Consider the following 17,704-nt stretch of genomic DNA (forward strand, 5'->3'; position numbering starts at 1 on the left):
GTCGCCCGGGGTTTCGCCCGACTTCACCGGGCGTCCCGGCCACCGCCACACGCCGGCAGAGAAAATCACCCCACCGGATGGCCTGAAAATGCCCTTGACAGAGTCGCCAGCGCTATACTATACAAATGTCGAGTCCCCGGAACGGAGGCCCGAAGGAGAACGGGATGACGGAACGACAACGGGAGGTTTTAGAGTTCATCAAACGGTTTCAGGCCGAGCGAGGATTGCCGCCGAGCCTGCGCGAGATCGGCGAACATTTCGGCATCACGCTGCGGGCGGTTCAAGATCATCTGGCCGCTCTGGAAAGAAAAGGAGTTCTCCGGCGGTTGCCGGGCCGCAGTCGCGGCATTGTGCTAGCCGATCACGCCATGGCGAGACCGCGTCGGATCCCCATTGTGGGGCGGATCGCTGCCGGTCGGCCCCTGCTGGCGGAAGAAACTCTCGAAGGAGAGGTGGTCATTGACGGGGAGCGGTTTGCCCGAGGGACCTATTTCGCCGTGCGCGTTCAGGGCGATAGCATGATTGACGAGCATATCCTGGATGGCGATCTGGCCATCATTCGCCAGCAGCCGCGCGTCGAATCGGGCGAAATCGCCGCCGTCGCCATCGAGGGTGAGGTCACCCTGAAACGGTTCTATCGCACGCGGCGGGGAGTGGAGCTGCATCCGGCGAATCGGAAATATCGCCCTCTGATTGTGACCGGCGGCGATGTGCGCGTGCTCGGCAAATACTGCGGATTGTTGCGCGTGAGCCGGAAATGATTCTAGAAAAAACGCTCGCCGACGGGATGGATCGTCCGGTCGAGGGCGCGGGAGAAGGAATCTTCGGTCGGCGAAACATCTCCACGATCGGTCTTCGACCGCCCGACAGCGTCGGAGGAGACGGCATCATGACTCAGGCCCTTGCTCTTTCGCCCGTCGAACAGGTTGTGACGGTGCTCCGTCAGCCGCTGGCTCTTCTCCTGACGGGGACGGAAGCGGTCTACCGCGTGGCGCTTCGCGGAGTCGCACGCCTGGCCGAGCGGCATCCCGTCCTCTATCTCGATGGAGCCAATACTTTCGATCCTTACGCGCTCGTTCGGGAAGCCCTCTGGCGAAGGGTCCCCGTCGAACGGGTTCTCACCTCGGTCTTTGTCCGCCGGGCCTTCACCTGCTATCAGATGAACGAGATGGTCCGGCGCATCCCTCTGGAGCGCGTGATCCGTCGCCGGGCCGTTCTCGTCATCGCCGGACCCTGCACGACCTATTTCGACGAGAGCGTGCCGGGCCATCGGGCGGCGCGGCTGTTCTATCAGATGTTTTACCGATTGCAGCAGCTCAGTCGCTCGCGTGTGCCGTTGCTTGTCGTTCAATCGAGCGTCTGTCCGGCTGAAGCCCGCCGGTATTTCCTGACCGATCTTCGCCGATTGAGCCTGCGCGTGCTGGAGGTTGACGATTTCCCAACGGCTCCCCTCTCCGAGCGACGCCCGGAGGCGCTGTCGGTCTCCGATGAATCGCCACAGGAGTCCCGGCTCCACGCGGGAACAATGAGGATGTAGCGCGGACTGTCTCGTCCACGAAAAAAATGCACATGTGAGGAGGTCGCGATGGGGCGAACGGTTCTTCCCTACTCCGCCGTACTGGAGGCCGAATACGGTCGCTGGAAGAATTTTCGTCGTGCCTTGCGCCGGGAGGATCAGCAACTCCTGGACGATTTGTTCGAACTGGCCCGGCGTCACGTTCAAGCCGGCGCCAATAGCTCAATGCCCATTGCTTTTCACCCGATCCTCATGTCCATGCTCCTGGAACTGCTTCGACTCATCCGGCGACTGGAACTGAAGCTCGCGTATCTGGAGACGCTTTCCCATGCGCCGGGAGATTGAGGGATTTCTCTTCGACATCCATGAAGGGCACGATGCGGTCGTCCTCTGGATCTACGGGGAGGATGGTCGGCTTCTCCGCCTGGATGCGGCGTTTCGACCGAGAATCTATGCTCGAGGTGCGTCATCGGTCCTTCGGGCGCTCGGCGAGGAGATGCTGCGGCGCGGGATGCTCGATGGCTGGCGCATGACCGAGGGGATCGAATTCTGGAGCGGTAAAACAATTGACGTGGGAGAATTCACTCCCCGCCGCTACGGTGATCATCGTCGAGTCGTCAACCGTCTCGCGGCGGTGCTCGGGGAATCGGCGCTGTACAATGCCGACATTCCGATCCCGCAGTACTATCTTTACGCGAGCGGCCTTTTCCCTTTATGCCGCTGTGGCATTGAGTATGAGGGAGAGATCGTTGAGAAAGTGCACGGCCTCAGCTCACCCTGGGACCCGACGTATCAGCTCCCCCCGTTGCGCCTGCTGGAGATGAGGCTCAGCCGGAGTCCGCTCCTCCCCCTGGGGAAAGGAAACAGTCTCATTCTCTCTTCGGACGGGTTGTGCTACGAGCTTCATCCGCGCACCTGGCGGGAGCTCTTGGAGATGGTGAATGACGCGCTCCGCCGGTTCGATCCCGATGTCATCGTGACCGAACATGGTGACGACGCCATCTTCCCCGCGCTTGTTCAAGCGGCGCAACGCGAGAGGCTCTCGCTTCGACTGGACCGCGACACGGTTTTCACGGAACGGCCCGTTCGGCGCGAGGGTCGAAGCTATTTCAGTTATGGTCGGATTCTCTATAAGCCCCCCAGCTATATCGGCTACGGTCGCTGGCACGTTGATCGAGCGACGAGCTTTATCGTGAGCGAGACGGGACTCGATGGCCTCATCGAGCTGAGTCGTCTGTCTCGACTTCCTCCGCAGAAAGCCGCCCGAACGAGTCCCGGCACGGCGATGAACTCCATCGAATGCTACCAGGCATTCAGCGAGGGCATTCTCATTCCCTACGCCAAGGCGGAGCCGGAGAAGTATAAAACAGCCTGGGACTTGCTCATCGCCGACAAGGGAGGATTAACCTATGTGCAGCCGGTGGGAGCATTCGAGAACGTCGCGGAGATAGACTATGCGAGCATGTATCCCACGCTCATGATGAAGAAAAACCTCTCGCCGGAAACCGTTCGATGCTCCTGCTGTTCGTCTGCTCGTGTACCGGAGATCGGCTACACCGTATGTCAGCGACGAGAGGGCCTGCTGCCTCGGGCGCTGCGGCCTCTTCTCGAACTGCGCCGCGCCTACAAGCAGTTGAAGCGGGTTCATCACGGTGATGCGCACGCGTTGTATGATCGGCGACAACACGCGCTGAAGTGGTTGTTGGTGACGTGCTTCGGCTACACCGGGTATCGCAACGCCCGATTCGGACGCATCGAAGCGCATGAGGCTACCACCGCCTGGGGCCGCGAACTCTTACTCCAGGCCAAAGAGATGGCGGAAGCGCGGGGATTCCATCTCCTTCACGCGCTCACCGACAGTTTGTGGATCACCAAACCCCACATGAGTGAGGAGGAGGTCCTCGCCCTCTGCCGGGAGATCACGCGCCGGACGGATGTGGAGATGACGCTCGAAGGCATCTATCGCTGGATTGTCTTCCTCCCGTCGAGAGAGAATGCCGAACGAGGCGTCGCCTGTCGCTTTTTCGGGCGATTTTCTCACGGCGAACTGAAGATTCGCGGGTTGCTCTGCCGCCGCCATGATACGCCCCCATTCATTCGGGAGGCGCAACTCGCTTTGCTGCGACTGCTGGGAGATGCGGACTCCCTGGAGCAGTGTCGAGGACGAATTCCCCAGGCTCGCGCTCTCGTCCAGAGCTGGCACCAGCAGTTACGTCAGGGCCGCGTGGAACCGAGCGATTTGCTGATCACGCGCCGACTCTCAAAGGCTCCCGATGCCTACCGCGCGAATACCCTCCCGGCAGAAGCTGCCCGCCAGCTCACCCGTGTCGGAACTCGTCTTCACGCGGGAGAAATCATCCGTTATCTCGTGGTGGATCGGTCTGATGAGCGGGGTCGTGTCCGATCCGACGCTTTCCTCGAGACGGCGACCGAGTATGATGCCGAGTACTACAGCCGACTTTTACAGGATGCCGCTGACGAAATCCTTCGTGGTTTTGTCACCGCGTGAGGTCGTTCCCTGCCCTCACCGGGCGACACGAGGGGATCTCCCGAGTCTTCATGGTATCGGGCATATCACTTTGCCGGCGCCCCGCCGACGTGGAGCGGTTTTCCATTGTACCCCGGCACCGCTCGCATCTTTACGGGAAGAGGCACGGTGGAAGCGTGCGCTCTCAGGGTGAATTCATTGGCAACCTGCTCTAGTTGATCAACCCCGCGATGGTGGCCGTGATGCAGGTCGTGAGAAATCCGCCAAACATCGCCCGCAGACCGAGTTCGGCCAGATCGCTCCGACGCGTCGGAGCAATTCCCCCGATCCCTCCGATTTGAATGCCGATGGAAGCGAAATTGGCAAAGCCGCAGAGCGCATATGTGGCAATCATCACCGAGCGAGGATGCAGCGACTCCTGAATTTTGGCTAGCTCGACGTAGGCCACGAACTCGTTGAGGACGAGCTTCTGGCCGAACAGATTCCCCACCGCGACAATATCGCGCGTCGGCACGCCCATGACAAACGCGAGCGGCGCAAAGACCTTGCCCAGAATCCACTGCAGGCTCGGCGGGACGAAGCTCAGGTGGGCGTGGAGGAAGCCGAGAATGGCGTTGATCAAGGCGATCAAGGCGATGAAGGCGATGAGCATGGCCGCCACGTTGATGGCCAGGCGAGCGCCATCGCTGGCTCCTCGCGCGGCAGCCTCGATCACGTTCCTATCTTCGGTTTTGACCTCGATCTTCACGACCCCTGCCGTGAGCGGTTCTTCCTTCTCCGGGATCAAAATCTTGGACATCATAATTGCCGCCGGAGCTGCCATCGTGCTCCCCGTCAGTAAATAGGTCGGATTGATCCCCATGGCGATGTAGGCGGCCATCACGCCCCCGGCAATCGTGGCCATACCGCCGATCATCACGCACAGCAACTCGGAGCGCGTCAGCCGAGGAATGTAGGGAGCGATGATGAGCGGCGCTTCCGTCTGCCCCATGAAGACGTTGGCCGCCGCCGAGAGGCTCTCGGCTCCGCTGGCTTTCATCGTCCAGGCCATGACTTTGGCCATTGCCAGGACGACGCGCTGCAGGATGCCCAGATAATAGAGAATCGAAAAAAGCGAAGAGACGAAGATGATCGTCGGCAGGACGCGAAAGGCGAAGATGACGCCGAGACTCTCTCCCGCCAGCGGACCGAAGACGAACGTCGCTCCTTCAACGGCAAACGCGAGCAATCGCTTGATGATCTCGCCCAGGTGGTCGAAAAACCATCGGCCCGGCCTTGTCCGAAGGATGAGCAGAGCCAGAGCGATTTGCAAACCGAAGCCCCAGATGATCACTCGCGGCTTGACATCGCGCCGGTGGTTCGAGAAGAAGAAGGCCACACCGAGCAGCACGGCCAGACCGACCAATCCCATGAGTCGTGTGTGCAAAGGCACCGGGGCTTCTCGCGCCCGGTCAGGCATATCCTGGGCCGACGGAGAATTGGAGACCTCCATCCGGCCCGGACCGGCAGCCGGGGACGGCGGGGCATCGCCGATCCCCACGGCCTCCATCGCCACGCTGGCAGAGAGAAGCACGATAATAGCCACCAGGGCTTTCCGCAAAAATTGGCGATCTTTTCTCATTCTCGTCTCCCTCAATCAATGATGTCGAAACTCCGCCTCCATACGATATTCACGTCCCGGTGCCACACCGCGAACCGGGTATGGAAGCGCCTGAGTGCGTTCCCCTCGCCTTTCCGGCCAGGCTCATCGGCGCGCCTGCGCGACCGAAGATCGTGCAGTGATGCACCGTCAGTCGGCTCCGATCACCTTTTTGATCAAAGGCTGTGGCGACGGCGGTGCGTCACCCACGATGAAACTTTCTCGAAGCAGGGGAAATGCCGCCGTTCGTTTCTCCTCATCGTTAGAGTGGATGATGCAGAGGGGCTCGCCGCGTCTCACCGCATCGCCCACTTTCTTGGCGAGGACGAGGCCGACGCCGTGATCAATCGGCGAATCCATCCGATCGCGTCCGGCACCGAGCACCATAGCGGCCCGTCCGATGAGTTCGGCATTCATGGCGACGATGTACCCGTCAGTCTCCGCCTCGTAGACGACCTGGTGACGCGCGTGAGGCAGACGACTGTACTCGTCCACAACCCGGGGATCGCCACCCTGTGCTTCGATGAGCCGACGGAACCTCTCCAACCCCGCCCCCTCGGCCAGGAGTCGCGCAACGAGTTGCCGGGCCTCGTCCAGTGTCGCCGCGCGCCCTCCCAACAGGACCATCTGAGCAGCCAGCTCCAGCGAAAGCGCCGTGACATCTTCCGGACCGCGTCCCTTCAGCACCTCGAAGCTTTCGATCACCTCCAGGGCATTGCCCACGGCGCGACCGAGCGGTTGATCCATATCGGTGATGAAAGCGCGCACGCGCTTACCCATGCTCTCGCCGATGGTCACGAGCGTCCGCGCCAGGGTCCCGGCTTCCGCTTCTGTTTTCAAGAACGCTCCCGATCCCACCTTCACATCCACGACGAGCGCATCAATCCCTTCGGCCAGCTTCTTGCACATAATGCTGGCTGCCATGAGGGGGATGCAGTCCACCGTCGCCGTCACGTCGCGCAGAGCATAGAGCTTCTTATCCGCCGGAGCAATGTCATCGGTTTGCCCGCACATCACGAATCCAACCCGGCGGAGCGTCTCCCGGTACTCGTCCAGCGTCAGCGCGACGCGAAATCCGGGGATTGACTCCAGTTTGTCGAGCGTTCCACCGGTGTGAGCCAATCCCCGACCGGACACCATCGGAACCGGCACCCCGGCGGCGGCTACAAGCGGCGCCAGGATGAGCGAGGTTTTATCGCCGACTCCACCGGTGCTGTGTTTATCAACCTTGATGCCGGGAATGTCCGAGAGATCGAGCACGTGACCGGATCGCACCATTTCCTCGGTGAGAATGCGCGTCTCTCGATCCGTCATCCCCCGCCACACCACTGCCATCAACCAGGCAGCCATCTGATAGTCGGGGACCTCCCCTCTCGTGTAGCCATGGATGAGAAAAGAAATCTCCTCGGGGGTCAGCTCGTGACCGTCGCGTTTTTTCTTGATGAGGTCTACCACGCGCATAGGTGTTCTCCAGTTCCCATCCGAGCATCGTCCGAAAGACTCCTCCCCGCCCGCGGCCTCCGGCAGATGATCTGTGCCGACTGCCCCCTCTTCCGGCCGGATGGCAACAGGCGATTCTCTCGGAGAGATTCCCCCGGCAGGGATGAGTTTGATTCCGCGATGGCCGGGTGACATGCCCGGGTGACCGATCTCATAGCGTTCCTCCACCAACGTGTTCCAGCAGGCAAACGGCATAGGCAGCAATGGCATCCCCCCGACCGACCGCATCGAGCCCTTCGTGAGTTTTCGCTTTGATGCTGATCTGTTCGGGAGCGAGGTTGAGAATCTCGGCCAGGTGATTTCGCATCGCCTCGATGAAGGGAGCGAGCCGGGGCTCTTCGGCCACGATGGTGGCATCTACGTTTTCGATGCGGAAGCCGCGCTGGCCGACCATCGCCGCCACAGATCGCAGGAGTTCACCGCTGGAAATGTCCTTGTATCGGGGATCGGTATCGGGGAAATGGCGACCGAGATCTCCGAGCGCCGCGGCCCCCAGCAGGGCGTCACAAAGGCTGTGAATGAGAACATCGGCGTCGGAATGTCCGGCCAATCCGCGTTCGTACGCAATCGCGATGCCGCCGAGAACGAGCTGCCGCCCTTCGACCAGCGGATGAATGTCGTAGCCCAGACCGACGCGCCAGCGCCCCGTCACAGTCCTCCTCGAAGACGCAGGAGTGCTTCGGCCAGAAGCAGATCCTCGGGCCAGGTGATTTTGATGTTATAGGGTGATCCTTCGACCACCACGACGGGGTGTCCGCAGCGCTCGACCAGCGCGGCATCATCGGTGGCCATGATGCCCTCGCGTCGCGCTCGCTCGTGCGCCTCGATGAGGATATCCGCCCGGAATGCCTGAGGGGTTTGCGCGAGATAGAGTCGCTGCCGATCCAGCGTTCGCACGATGCGATCTCCTTCGACTTCTTTGACCGTGTCCCGAACGGGGCAGGCCAGGATCGCTGCTCCCGTCTCCCGCGCTCGGGCGATCACCCTCGAGAAGTCAGCGCCCGTCACGAGCGGGCGCACGCCATCATGGACGACGATGATGTCCGTGTGCAAGCGATCAATCGCCTGAAGAGCATTGAAGACCGATTCCTGTCGCTCGCCACCGCCGGCGACGATGCGTACGGATGGGACCGCGCGTTCGAACAGGGATGAGAAAGAACTCATTTCTTCCGGAGGCAGAGCAATGAGAATCCCGTCAATGTCGGGACACGCCGCCACGCCCCGGAGGGTGTGAACGAGCACGGGTTCACCAGCCAGTTCGAGGAACTGCTTGGGCGTTTTCCTTCCCATGCGCGAGCCCCGCCCGGCTGCTACGATGATGGCCATCGTCATAGTGTCGGTCAGAAGCGCCGCTGATCCCCCATGCGCGATCTTCGATCACACGCGATGCCGTCTCCTCCATCCCGCTCCATCCGGCCACATGAGGTCGCCGCCACCGGAATCTTTCCCCACCTGACCGCGTCATCCGCCGATGGGACAAGACTCTCCCGGCGGATCGGCTCTGCGGCTAATTTCCGTTTTCCGTCCGGCTGTGGCCACGTGGAGGCCGGCTCGGTCGTTGATCCTCTTCATAGCGACCGAAGATCATTTTCCCGGCCGTCGTTTGCAACACACTCGTCACGGTGGCTTCGACGGTTTTCCCGATCATCCGTCGGGCATTATCCACCACGACCATCGTTCCATCGTCAAGGTAGGCGACTCCTTGATTGGCTTCCTTCCCCTCCTTAAGGACGAAGACCTTCATGGTCTCGCCCGGCAAAACGACCGGCTTGAGCGCATTGGCCAGTTCGTTGATATTGAGCACCTCAACGCCGCGCAGTTGCGCCACTTTGTTGAGGTTGAAATCGTTGGTCACGATCTTGGCCCCCAGCTCCTTGGCCAGCTCGATGAGCTTTTGATCCACGTCGCGGATATCGGGGAAGTCGGTTTCGGAGATTTGTACCGTCAGCCTATGTTTTGTTTGAAGGCGCTGTAAGATGTCGAGGCCGCGCCGACCGCGATTGCGCTTACTCGTATCGGCGGAGTCGGCGATCTGTTGAAGCTCACGGAGAATGAACTGGGGGATGACCAGGACTCCTTCGAGGAAGCCCGTTTCCGCGACATCGGCGATCCGCCCATCAATGATGACGCTGGTATCGAGCAGTTTGATGTTTTTCTGCCCGCTGCGCTCGCGCAGCAGTCCTCCGAGGGCCGAGAGATCGAGAAATTCCCCCTTGGCGGCTCCCACCATCAGGCCCACATAGGCCATGAAGATGAGCAGGACGAAGGTGATATAGGCCCGCGCGTCTTTCGGCAGGGCCTCTTGCTGAGTGATGAGCAGACCGATGAGCGTGGCACCGACGATGCCGAGGATGGAACCGACGGCGGCGCCGATCAACGTCTTGAGTGTTGCCCGGCGCACGCGCGTTTCAAAAAAGATGATGGCGATGGCCAGGGCGGCCGCTCCTGCCAGAGAGTAAGGGATGCTCCCCCCGATGGGACGCAGGAAATATCCCGCCCCCAGCAAGATGAGCGTGAAAATGACGCGCAACATCAAAATATCGAGATTCACGACCATAGCCCTACGCCTCCCATAAGACCCTCACCGCTTAAGGCGGCCTTATTATAGCAGAGGATTCATCCTGAGGGCCGTCGGCGCGAAGGAAGAGGGCTTCCCCTCCCCGCTTCTTGCTTCCGGGAGAATGGAGATGGCCGCGCTGCCGATTCGGGGCGTCACCGCTCCAGAGCGGCCTCCAGGGCCTCGACGACCGAGCGAACGCCGATCGCCTCCATGCCGCTCGGCACTTCCAGGCCGCGCAGGTTGTTCTCCGGTAGCACGACTCGCCGAAATCCCATCTGCGCCGACTCGCGCAGGCGCACGGCAGCCGCCGAGACTGCTCGAACTTCCCCGGCCAAACCGACCTCGCCGAAGATCGTCATTTCAGGATCAACGGCGATGTTCCTGACGCTGGAGGCGACGGCCACAACGACGGCCAGATCCACCGCCGGTTCATCCACGCTGAGCCCTCCGGCGATGTTGACGAAGACATCACTGCCCACAAGTTGAAAACCCACGCGTCGCTCCAGCACGGCCAGAAGCAGCGCCACGCGATAGTGATCTACGCCTTGCGCCATCCGCCGACCGGTTCCGTAGCTGCTCGATCCTACAAGCGCCTGCACCTCGACCAGAAGAGGACGGGTCCCCTCCAGACACGCTGAAACGACCGAGCCGGAAACGCCTCGTGGCCGCTCGCTCAGAAACAGCGCCGACGGATTGGCCACAGGAATCAGCCCTTGATGGGTCATCTCGAAGACGCCCACTTCGTTTGTGGCCCCATAGCGGTTCTTCACCGCTCGAATCAGGCGGTGATGATGATGGCGTTCACCTTCAAAATAAACGACCGTATCAACGATATGTTCCAGGGCCTTGGGCCCGGCGATCATTCCCTCTTTGGTCACATGGCCGATCAGGAAGATGGGAATGCCTTCGCTTTTGGCCAGCAGGAGAAATTGCGCTGCCGCTTCCCGCACCTGAGAGACGCTCCCCGGAGCCGACTCGATCTTCTCGGAGAAGATCGTTTGAATCGAATCCACCACGACGGCCGACGGCGTCAGGCGATTAATGATGTCAAAGATCGTTTCCAAACAGGTTTCCGCTAAGACGTAGAGGTGATCGGCCTGAACACCCAGGCGTTCACCCCGTAATTTAATCTGTCGCTCGGATTCTTCACCGGAGACGTAGAGAACAATCCCGTTCTGACGGCTGAGCTGATCGGCGATCTGGAGCAGGAGCGTGCTCTTGCCAATCCCGGGATCACCGGCGACCAGGACGACGCTTCCGGGAACGATCCCGCCGCCGAGTACACGGTCGAATTCGGGAATGCCGCTGGATTGACGAACATCGGTTTGACTCTCGATCTCGGCATAGCGTCGGGGCGACGGCACGTTCAATCGCCGGGACTGACGCTGGACCGCCGGTCGCTTCAGTTCTTCCACCAGCGAATTCCACTCACCACAGTCGGGACATTTCCCCAACCACTTCGGCGACTGGTAGCCGCACTGCTGGCAAATGTAGACGGTCTTTTGCGCTTTAGCCACGATAGTTGCTCCACAACGAACGCGGTAAGTATAATCTAGTCTTCGGTCATGGCGCGAGTCCATGAGGGACAATCCGCCACGTCTTCCACGACCGACGAGCAGTGGATGCGTCGGGCGCTGGAGCTGGCTGCTTCGGCCATCGGAGAGGCAAGCCCCAACCCCCTGGTGGGCGCTCTCGTCGTCCGAGACGGACGGATTGTCGGTCGAGGTGTGCACCGGTATGCCCAGGTGACTCACGCCGAAGTCCTGGCGCTGGAAGATGCTGGCGAGCAGGCGCGGGGGGCAACTCTCTATACGACGCTTGAACCGTGCAGCCATCACGGGCGCACGCCGCCCTGCACGGAAATGATCATCCGTTCGGGCATTACGCGCGTGGTCGCCGCCATGATTGATCCCAATCCCCAGGTATGCGGTCGGGGGCTGGAAACTCTCCGTCGGGCGGGTGTCCGCGTTGACCTGGGAGTTTGTGAGAGCGAGGCGCGACGACTCAACGAAGCCTTTGTCACGTATATCACGACCGGTCGGCCATTTGTTCACCTGAAGATCGCCATGAGCCTCGATGGGCGGATCGCCACCCGGTCACGAGAGTCTCGGTGGATCACCGGAGAGGTGGCCCGCCGCCGGGCCCATGAACTGCGTCATCAATCTGATGCCGTGCTCGTGGGCATCGGCACCGTTTTGGCCGACGATCCCCAACTCACGGACCGGCTGGGACTCCCCCGGTCACGGCCTCTCGTGCGCGTGGTCCTCGATTCCCGGTTGCGACTCCCGCTGGAATCCCGGTTGGTGCGAACGGCCGATGAGGCTCCGGTTCTTGTTTTCACCAGTTACGCCGAGAAGGAGCGCATCGAACGCCTCGGCGCTCTGGGCGTCACGGTGATCCGGGTCCCCCCCGAGGATCATCGCGTCTCTCTGCCGGCCGTGCTGGAGGAACTCGGTCGTCGAGAGATCACCCGTTTGCTCGTCGAAGGGGGAGCGGAAGTCGCCGCAGCTTTCGTCGAACACCGTCTGGTTGACAAATTCACCCTGTTTCTGGCGCCACGACTGATCGGCGGACGGGAGGCCGTTCCGGCCCTTGGCGGCAGCGGCTGCGCTGGCCTGAACGAGGCCCTGACGGTGGACATCGTCAGCCTCGATCGCGTGGGCGAGGATATTGAACTCACGGCATATCCGCGGAACGACCGCTCGCAGGATTTAACTTCCCCGACCCGGCAGGAGGCCGCTGGCGCACCGACGGGGTCGTGAACAATTAACGATGCGCGCCAAGAAACACTGGGGTCAGCATTTTCTCGTTGACCGGTCGGTCGGCTATCGCATGGTTCGAACCGTCGGTCTCTCGGCCGACGACGTCGTGCTGGAGATCGGCCCGGGCCGGGGAGCGTTGACTGGTGTTCTGCTGGAGCACGCCCGGCGCGTCATCGCTCTGGAAATTGACGGGCACCTCGTTGACGAGCTGACCCACCGATTCCCCACCGACTCCCTCACGCTCATCAACGGCGACATCCTGACGACCGACATCGGCGAGCTTCTCGACCGGCAGGGCGTCACTGAGCGCGTGCGCGTCTTCGGCAATCTCCCCTACAACATCGCGACGGCGGTGATCCAGCACCTCCTGCGCTTCCGCGCGCGCATTCGGGATGCCACGGTCATGCTCCAGCGCGAAGTCGCCGACCGCATTCTCAGCCCGCCGGGCAGCAAAGAGTATGGTTATCTCTCGCTCGTCGTTCAGTACTTCTGCGAGGCCACCAAGCTCTTCACGGTCGCTCCCGGCGTCTTCCGTCCCGTACCGAAAGTTCATTCCACCGTCGTTCATCTGAAGATGCGGGATGTGCCCGCCGTCACGGTCGAGGACGAGGAGTACTTTTTCGAGGTCATCAGCGCCTGCTTCAGCGAGCGCCGAAAGACCATTCTCAATAATCTGAAGCGCGCGGCTTCGCGCCTTCGCCTCGGCCCGGAGGTTGAAGCTGCTCTGGCGACAGCCGGGATCGAATCCGGTCGTCGGGCGGAGACGCTCAGTCTCGAAGAATTTGCCCGGCTCGCCCAGGCGCTTGCAGCCTCTCGCCCCGCAGGAGACCCATCCGCCCACCGATAACACCGTGACCCTCTGCACACAGCGCGCGACCGCACGCGGTCAGGACCATAGTGATCTGCCCGAAGCCCGGCAGCGCCCATATCCTGCGGCCAGAGGCAGGGCAGAAACGTGCGCCCTCAGGCTAAACCCATTGGCAAACCGCTTCAGATCAGTTGCTGCTTCGTCCCAGCTTGACGGGGATCACAAGCTCCTGGCCGTCGCGCACGATTTTGACGGAGACGGTGGCGTAGGGTGTTGTTTCATTAATCCGGCGAAAAAGCTCGCGCTCGGTGCGAATCGGGTGACCGTTGAACTCAATGACGATGTCTCCCTCGCGCAGACCGGCAAGATCGGCAGGGCGATTCAGCAAAATATCACTCAGGCGAACTCCCCAGATACTTTTCCCCGGCACGGGGACGCGCCGGAGGTCCGAAGGATCAATCCCGAAAAATCCGTGGGGGCGGGTGCCCGATGACCGGTCGGATGCCGACGCGCCCAGGCCGGGGATGAGGATGGCCTCATGCTGTTCTCCGTCGCGAAGAAACTTGAGGGTGAGAGGCACGCCCGGTGAAACGGTTCTCAGGAATCGCCGCAGATCATGGCCCCCACGAATGGGCAGACCGTTAGCTTCAATGATGATGTCCCCGCCGATGAGGCCGGCGCGATCGGCCGGACTGCCCGGAATGACTCCATCAATGAAAGCCCCAGACGGGGTGCCTCCCTCATCTCTGAGGTATACACCGATAGTGGATGTCCTGAGGACAGCAACGGAAGCCGGTCGCTCGATCCGAAAGCGAGGAACGACGACGTGGTGAATCACGTTCGCGATGGTGAATCCACCGATGAGCACGCCAAGTCCCAGAGCAAGGAGAGTGATCCGCCATCGCCGTCGCTTCCGGTCCACATCCCACGTTCGAGACGGAAACGCGGGGTCCGACCAGGATCCCACCTGAAAAGGATCGGCCGAAGGAGTCGGCGGGCTTGTTGGCCCGAGGGGTTCCGTGGGGATGACATCTTGTAGCCCCTGATCCAGCCGATAGCCACAGTAGCGGCAGAAGCGCTGGCCCTCAACGATGGGGGCCCGGCACCTCGGACAGGTCAGCGTCATGACTTATCCCTCCTTCGCTCTGGGAGAATTATGTCCGACCCGTTCTGCCTTACGCCACCGGAGAGATAAAAGTTCACCTCATGTGACCGGCACCAACCAGGTGACATTTCGTTCGAGCCTGAGGAAGGAGGCTTCGTCAGCTCAACGCGGAGAAGGGGTAACGGGAGAGGATCGTTCACTGGCCGTGGCGAAGACGCGTTCGGCTCGATAGGAACTCCGAACGAGCGGGCCGCTGAAGACTTCGAGGAAACCCTCCTCGTAACCCCAGACGCGATAGGCAGCAAATTCATCTGGAGTGACGTATCGCGCTACCGGGAGATGATGCCGGGTGGGACGGAGATATTGACCGAGCGTGAGGATATCCACAGAAACGGCCCGCAGATCGCGCATCGCCTGTCGAATCTCCTCATCGGTTTCGCCCAGGCCGAGCATGAGACTACTTTTGGTCAATACGTCCGGGCGATACCGCTTCGCATGATGGAGAACGCGCAGCGTCTGATCGTATCCCGCACGGGGATCACGCACCCGTGGCGTGAGCCGACGCACCGTCTCCAGGTTCGTGGCGAAGACATCCACACCGGCGTCGAGCACAGTTTCGACAGCGCGGAGGTCGCCGCGGAAATCGGGCGTCAGAGCCTCTACCTTCACATCCGGCGCGAGGGCTTTGATTCGGCGAACGGTCTCAGCAAAATGAGCGGCTCCCCCATCGGGCAGATCATCCCGATCCACGCTGGTGAGAACCACATAGGCCAGACGATGGTGGGCGTGGAGAATGCGCACGGCTTCGGCGACATGCCGCGGTTCAGCGGGGTCCACCCATCCGTGAGGATTGCCCGTGGCAACGGCGCAGAATTTGCACGCCCGCGTGCAGATGCTTCCGAGCAACATGAGCGTCATCGTGCCGTGTCCCCAGCACTCGCCGATGTTGGGGCAGAGGGCCTCCTGACAAACCGTGTGGAGTCGCAACCGAGAAACAAGCTCCTTAAGCTGAACATAGGTGGGACCGGTAGGAAGACCAACTTTCAACCAGTCAGGTTTACGCCGATCAACAGGTTCGGATACCGCCCGCACAAGCCCCCGAGGCGCGACCTTCACCTGAAGGCGGTGAGGTTCCCGTTCATCCCCCAGCTCCACGATTGAGAGGCGCGAGGAGGGACCGGCGTGATTGGCTCCTTGCTCTGTCGGATGTTCTTCCCCGGGCTTTCTCTTCATCCCTCTCGGCGAAAGGCAAGTCTACTCGATCCCGCCGGATCGCTTCAACTCTTTGCGGCGCGTCACCGAGAGGCGACCTCCTGCATGACTTCGCGCTGGCGCGATAGCGCCTCGTATCGCTGGAGACCAAGCAGAGCTGCCCCCAGAGCACACACGTACTCGCATTCCTCCGGGACACGAACGGGGATGTTCAACCGATCCTCCAGCGCCCGAATCATTCCCTGCTGGCGCGCGACCCCGCCGATGAACGTGAGGTCACTACCCAATCCGACACGACGGAGCAGCAAAGCCGCCCGATCCGCCAGAGAATTGTGGATACCCCGAAGAATGTCCTCGACGCTCACACCAGCGCTGACGTGGTTGATGATCTCGGACTCGGCCAGAACGGCACAGACGCTGCTGATCGGCTGCGGATGGGTTGCCCGGAGCGAGAGCACCCCGACACTCTCAAGGTCCACCTGCAGATACCTGGCCGCTCGAACAATGAAGCTGCCCGACCCAGCGGCACATTTGTCGTTGCTTTTGAAGAGGTGGACCTTGCCGCCCTCGGTCAGGCTGATGGCACGGGTGGATTGACTTCCAATATCGAGAACCGATCGCGTGCCGGGCAACAGATGCCAGGCTCCCCGAGCGGCACTTGTTATGTCTGTGATCTGAATGTCTCGAAAATCAACGCTCGCCCGACCAAAGCCGGTAGCGGCAATATAAACGACATCGCCGGGGGAGATGCCCGCCGCGTCGAGGGCCCGCTCGAAGGCGCGTCGCGCTGTCCCGTTAAGGTCGGTTCCCGTTCGGACGAGCGCCCGACCGATCAGCCGGGGCGCGTCGTCATACCGCCGTTGCAGGATCACCGCTTTGGTCAATCCCGATCCAACGTCAATTCCGGCCACGCAGATCATGGGCTTCCTCCTTCTGTCCGGACGGCACTCCACAGCCCATCAGGCGGATCCCTCCTGTGGAGGCAATCGGGTTCCCGCCATCGCTTCCTCCGACCGACGATGAGGCCAGAGGTTGGACTCGAAACTCCGGTCCAGTTTCTCCAGAGCAAAGAGCGCTGCACCAATGGCTCCCATGAAATGGGAATCTGAACTGACGAGAAGCTTGGTCTGCAAAACTTCTTCGAGCGCCCGCACCATTCCCACATTGCGGGAGACTCCCCCCGTGAGAGCGATGTCGGGTTGCAGCGGAATCCTCCGCACGAGCGACACGGTGCGTCGGGCAATGGCCAGATGAACGCCCCGGAGAATATCCTCCGGCTTCTTCCCCAGGGCGAGATAGGAAAGGATGTCCGATTCGACAAAGACCGTGCAGACCGTCGTGAGCTTCACCGGATGCATTCCCTTGAGCGACAACGGGCCGATCTCATCGAGAGTGATGCCCAGCACGTCGGCGGCGTTGGCGAGAAATCGCCCCGTCCCGGCGGCGCACTTATCGTTCATGACGAAATCGAGCACCTCGCCCTGCGGGCCGATGCTGATGGCTTTGGAGTCCTGTCCTCCCATATCAATCACGGTGCGCGTCGTGGGGAAGATGTAATGCGCTCCTCGCGCATGACAACTGATCTCGGTGACCTGACTCTGACCAAAAGTGATCTTGTATCGCCCATAGCCGGTGCCGACAATGTAGCCGACATCGCTCGGGCGGAGCCCCGCCTGCTCACAAGCCGCCAGGAAGGCGGCTTCCGCCGAACGGGTGACGTTGGCTCCGGTGTCCACAAGGGCCCGGGCCACAATTCCACGCGATTCCTCCATGATGACGGCCTTCGTCTGTGTGGAGCCGACATCTACTCCCGCACCGTATCTCATCGGTGGTTCCTCCTCAAATGTGACAGAGCCGGGAGAGCCTGTCCGTGACACATCGTGTCCAGAGTCCTGCCGGTCGTGAACGTGGTTTCAGGAAAGGCTACCCCTCGCATCTCCGGGTCGGTGCCGTTGGTTCCTTTGGTGATGTTCGAGCGCCTCGAAATAGGCATCCAGGCGATTCCGAATCTGCGCTTCCGCGAAATACCGCGGGTCCTCCAGGTCCGACTCGATATAGAGCGTCGGCACACCGAGCTGCCGCGCAAAGTAATCCCGCATGTCACCCTGACCGGC

17 protein-coding genes are annotated in these 17,704 nt (G+C 61.3%); 6 read left to right on the forward strand and 11 right to left on the reverse strand.

Translation table 11 applies throughout. From position 1 onward, the window contains the following. Positions 1-164 precede the first annotated feature (164 nt). The 4 genes from lexA to VNM72_12590 are packed head-to-tail and all read left to right on the forward strand — an operon-like array spanning position 165 to position 4,025. Positions 165-761 (forward strand): transcriptional repressor LexA, encoded by a 597-nt coding sequence (gene lexA / locus VNM72_12575; protein HXF06231.1) that lies wholly within the window; start codon positions 165-167, stop codon positions 759-761. Further along, entirely contained in the window at positions 758-1,537 is a 780-nt protein-coding gene (locus VNM72_12580) for a hypothetical protein (protein ID HXF06232.1), read from the forward strand. The genes lexA and VNM72_12580 overlap by 4 nt, the downstream gene beginning before the upstream one ends. A 48-nt stretch (positions 1,538-1,585) precedes the next feature. After that, positions 1,586-1,861 (forward strand): hypothetical protein, encoded by a 276-nt coding sequence (locus tag VNM72_12585; protein ID HXF06233.1) that lies wholly within the window; start codon positions 1,586-1,588, stop codon positions 1,859-1,861. After that, on the forward strand, positions 1,845-4,025 hold the full coding sequence (locus tag VNM72_12590) for a DNA polymerase domain-containing protein (GenBank protein HXF06234.1): 2,181 nt from the start codon (positions 1,845-1,847) through the stop codon (positions 4,023-4,025). Before VNM72_12585 ends, VNM72_12590 begins: the two co-directional genes overlap by 17 nt. 190 nt (positions 4,026-4,215) lie before the next feature. Here the strand turns inward: VNM72_12590 and VNM72_12595 are convergent, their stop codons facing one another. The 6 genes from VNM72_12595 to radA all read right to left on the reverse strand — a co-directional run bounded on the left by VNM72_12595 (position 4,216) and on the right by radA (position 11,220). Further along, a complete protein-coding gene (locus VNM72_12595; GenBank protein ID HXF06235.1) occupies positions 4,216-5,463 on the reverse strand; it encodes a NupC/NupG family nucleoside CNT transporter in 1,248 nt (415 codons plus the stop codon). A gap of 330 nt (positions 5,464-5,793) precedes the next feature. Next, positions 5,794-7,104, reverse strand: coding sequence for a thymidine phosphorylase (locus VNM72_12600; protein HXF06236.1), 1,311 nt, complete (start codon positions 7,102-7,104; stop codon positions 5,794-5,796). 190 nt (positions 7,105-7,294) lie between these two features. Next, positions 7,295-7,795, reverse strand: a complete 501-nt coding sequence (gene ispF / locus VNM72_12605; GenBank protein HXF06237.1) for a 2-C-methyl-D-erythritol 2,4-cyclodiphosphate synthase — start codon at positions 7,793-7,795, stop codon at positions 7,295-7,297. After that, on the reverse strand, positions 7,792-8,469 hold the full coding sequence (gene ispD / locus VNM72_12610) for a 2-C-methyl-D-erythritol 4-phosphate cytidylyltransferase (protein HXF06238.1): 678 nt from the start codon (positions 8,467-8,469) through the stop codon (positions 7,792-7,794). Before ispD ends, ispF begins: the two co-directional genes overlap by 4 nt. A gap of 181 nt (positions 8,470-8,650) precedes the next feature. Then, complete coding sequence (locus tag VNM72_12615; protein ID HXF06239.1) at positions 8,651-9,700, reverse strand: TRAM domain-containing protein; 1,050 nt, start codon at positions 9,698-9,700, stop codon at positions 8,651-8,653. Between the two features lie 155 nt (positions 9,701-9,855). Further along, a complete protein-coding gene (gene radA, locus VNM72_12620; protein HXF06240.1) occupies positions 9,856-11,220 on the reverse strand; it encodes a DNA repair protein RadA in 1,365 nt (454 codons plus the stop codon). Positions 11,221-11,268: 48 nt separating this feature from the next. On the opposite strand from radA, the gene ribD reads away from it, so the two are divergent. Both ribD and rsmA read left to right on the forward strand, forming a co-directional pair. Beyond that, the gene (gene ribD / locus VNM72_12625) at positions 11,269-12,465 is read left to right on the forward strand and encodes a bifunctional diaminohydroxyphosphoribosylaminopyrimidine deaminase/5-amino-6-(5-phosphoribosylamino)uracil reductase RibD (protein ID HXF06241.1); all 1,197 of its coding nucleotides are present in this window, start codon (positions 11,269-11,271) and stop codon (positions 12,463-12,465) included. 10 nt (positions 12,466-12,475) lie between these two features. After that, on the forward strand, positions 12,476-13,312 hold the full coding sequence (gene rsmA / locus VNM72_12630; protein ID HXF06242.1) for a 16S rRNA (adenine(1518)-N(6)/adenine(1519)-N(6))-dimethyltransferase RsmA: 837 nt from the start codon (positions 12,476-12,478) through the stop codon (positions 13,310-13,312). 148 nt (positions 13,313-13,460) lie between these two features. Here the strand turns inward: rsmA and VNM72_12635 are convergent, their stop codons facing one another. The 5 genes from VNM72_12635 to VNM72_12655 all read right to left on the reverse strand — a co-directional run. Continuing rightward, positions 13,461-14,399, reverse strand: a complete 939-nt coding sequence (locus VNM72_12635; GenBank protein HXF06243.1) for a PDZ domain-containing protein — start codon at positions 14,397-14,399, stop codon at positions 13,461-13,463. A 141-nt stretch (positions 14,400-14,540) separates the two neighbouring features. Further along, positions 14,541-15,611, reverse strand: a complete 1,071-nt coding sequence (gene lipA, locus VNM72_12640; protein ID HXF06244.1) for a lipoyl synthase — start codon at positions 15,609-15,611, stop codon at positions 14,541-14,543. 62 nt (positions 15,612-15,673) lie between these two features. Next, complete coding sequence (locus VNM72_12645; GenBank protein HXF06245.1) at positions 15,674-16,510, reverse strand: acyl-CoA dehydratase activase; 837 nt, start codon at positions 16,508-16,510, stop codon at positions 15,674-15,676. Between the two features lie 39 nt (positions 16,511-16,549). Beyond that, the gene (locus VNM72_12650) at positions 16,550-17,416 is read right to left on the reverse strand and encodes an acyl-CoA dehydratase activase (GenBank protein HXF06246.1); all 867 of its coding nucleotides are present in this window, start codon (positions 17,414-17,416) and stop codon (positions 16,550-16,552) included. Positions 17,417-17,503: 87 nt separating this feature from the next. Next, on the reverse strand, positions 17,504-17,704 hold a 201-nt coding region (locus tag VNM72_12655), incomplete at its 5' end, for a 2-hydroxyacyl-CoA dehydratase family protein (GenBank protein HXF06247.1).

Source organism: Blastocatellia bacterium (genome assembly GCA_035573895.1).
Lineage (GTDB): Bacteria > Acidobacteriota > Blastocatellia > HR10 > HR10 > DATLZR01.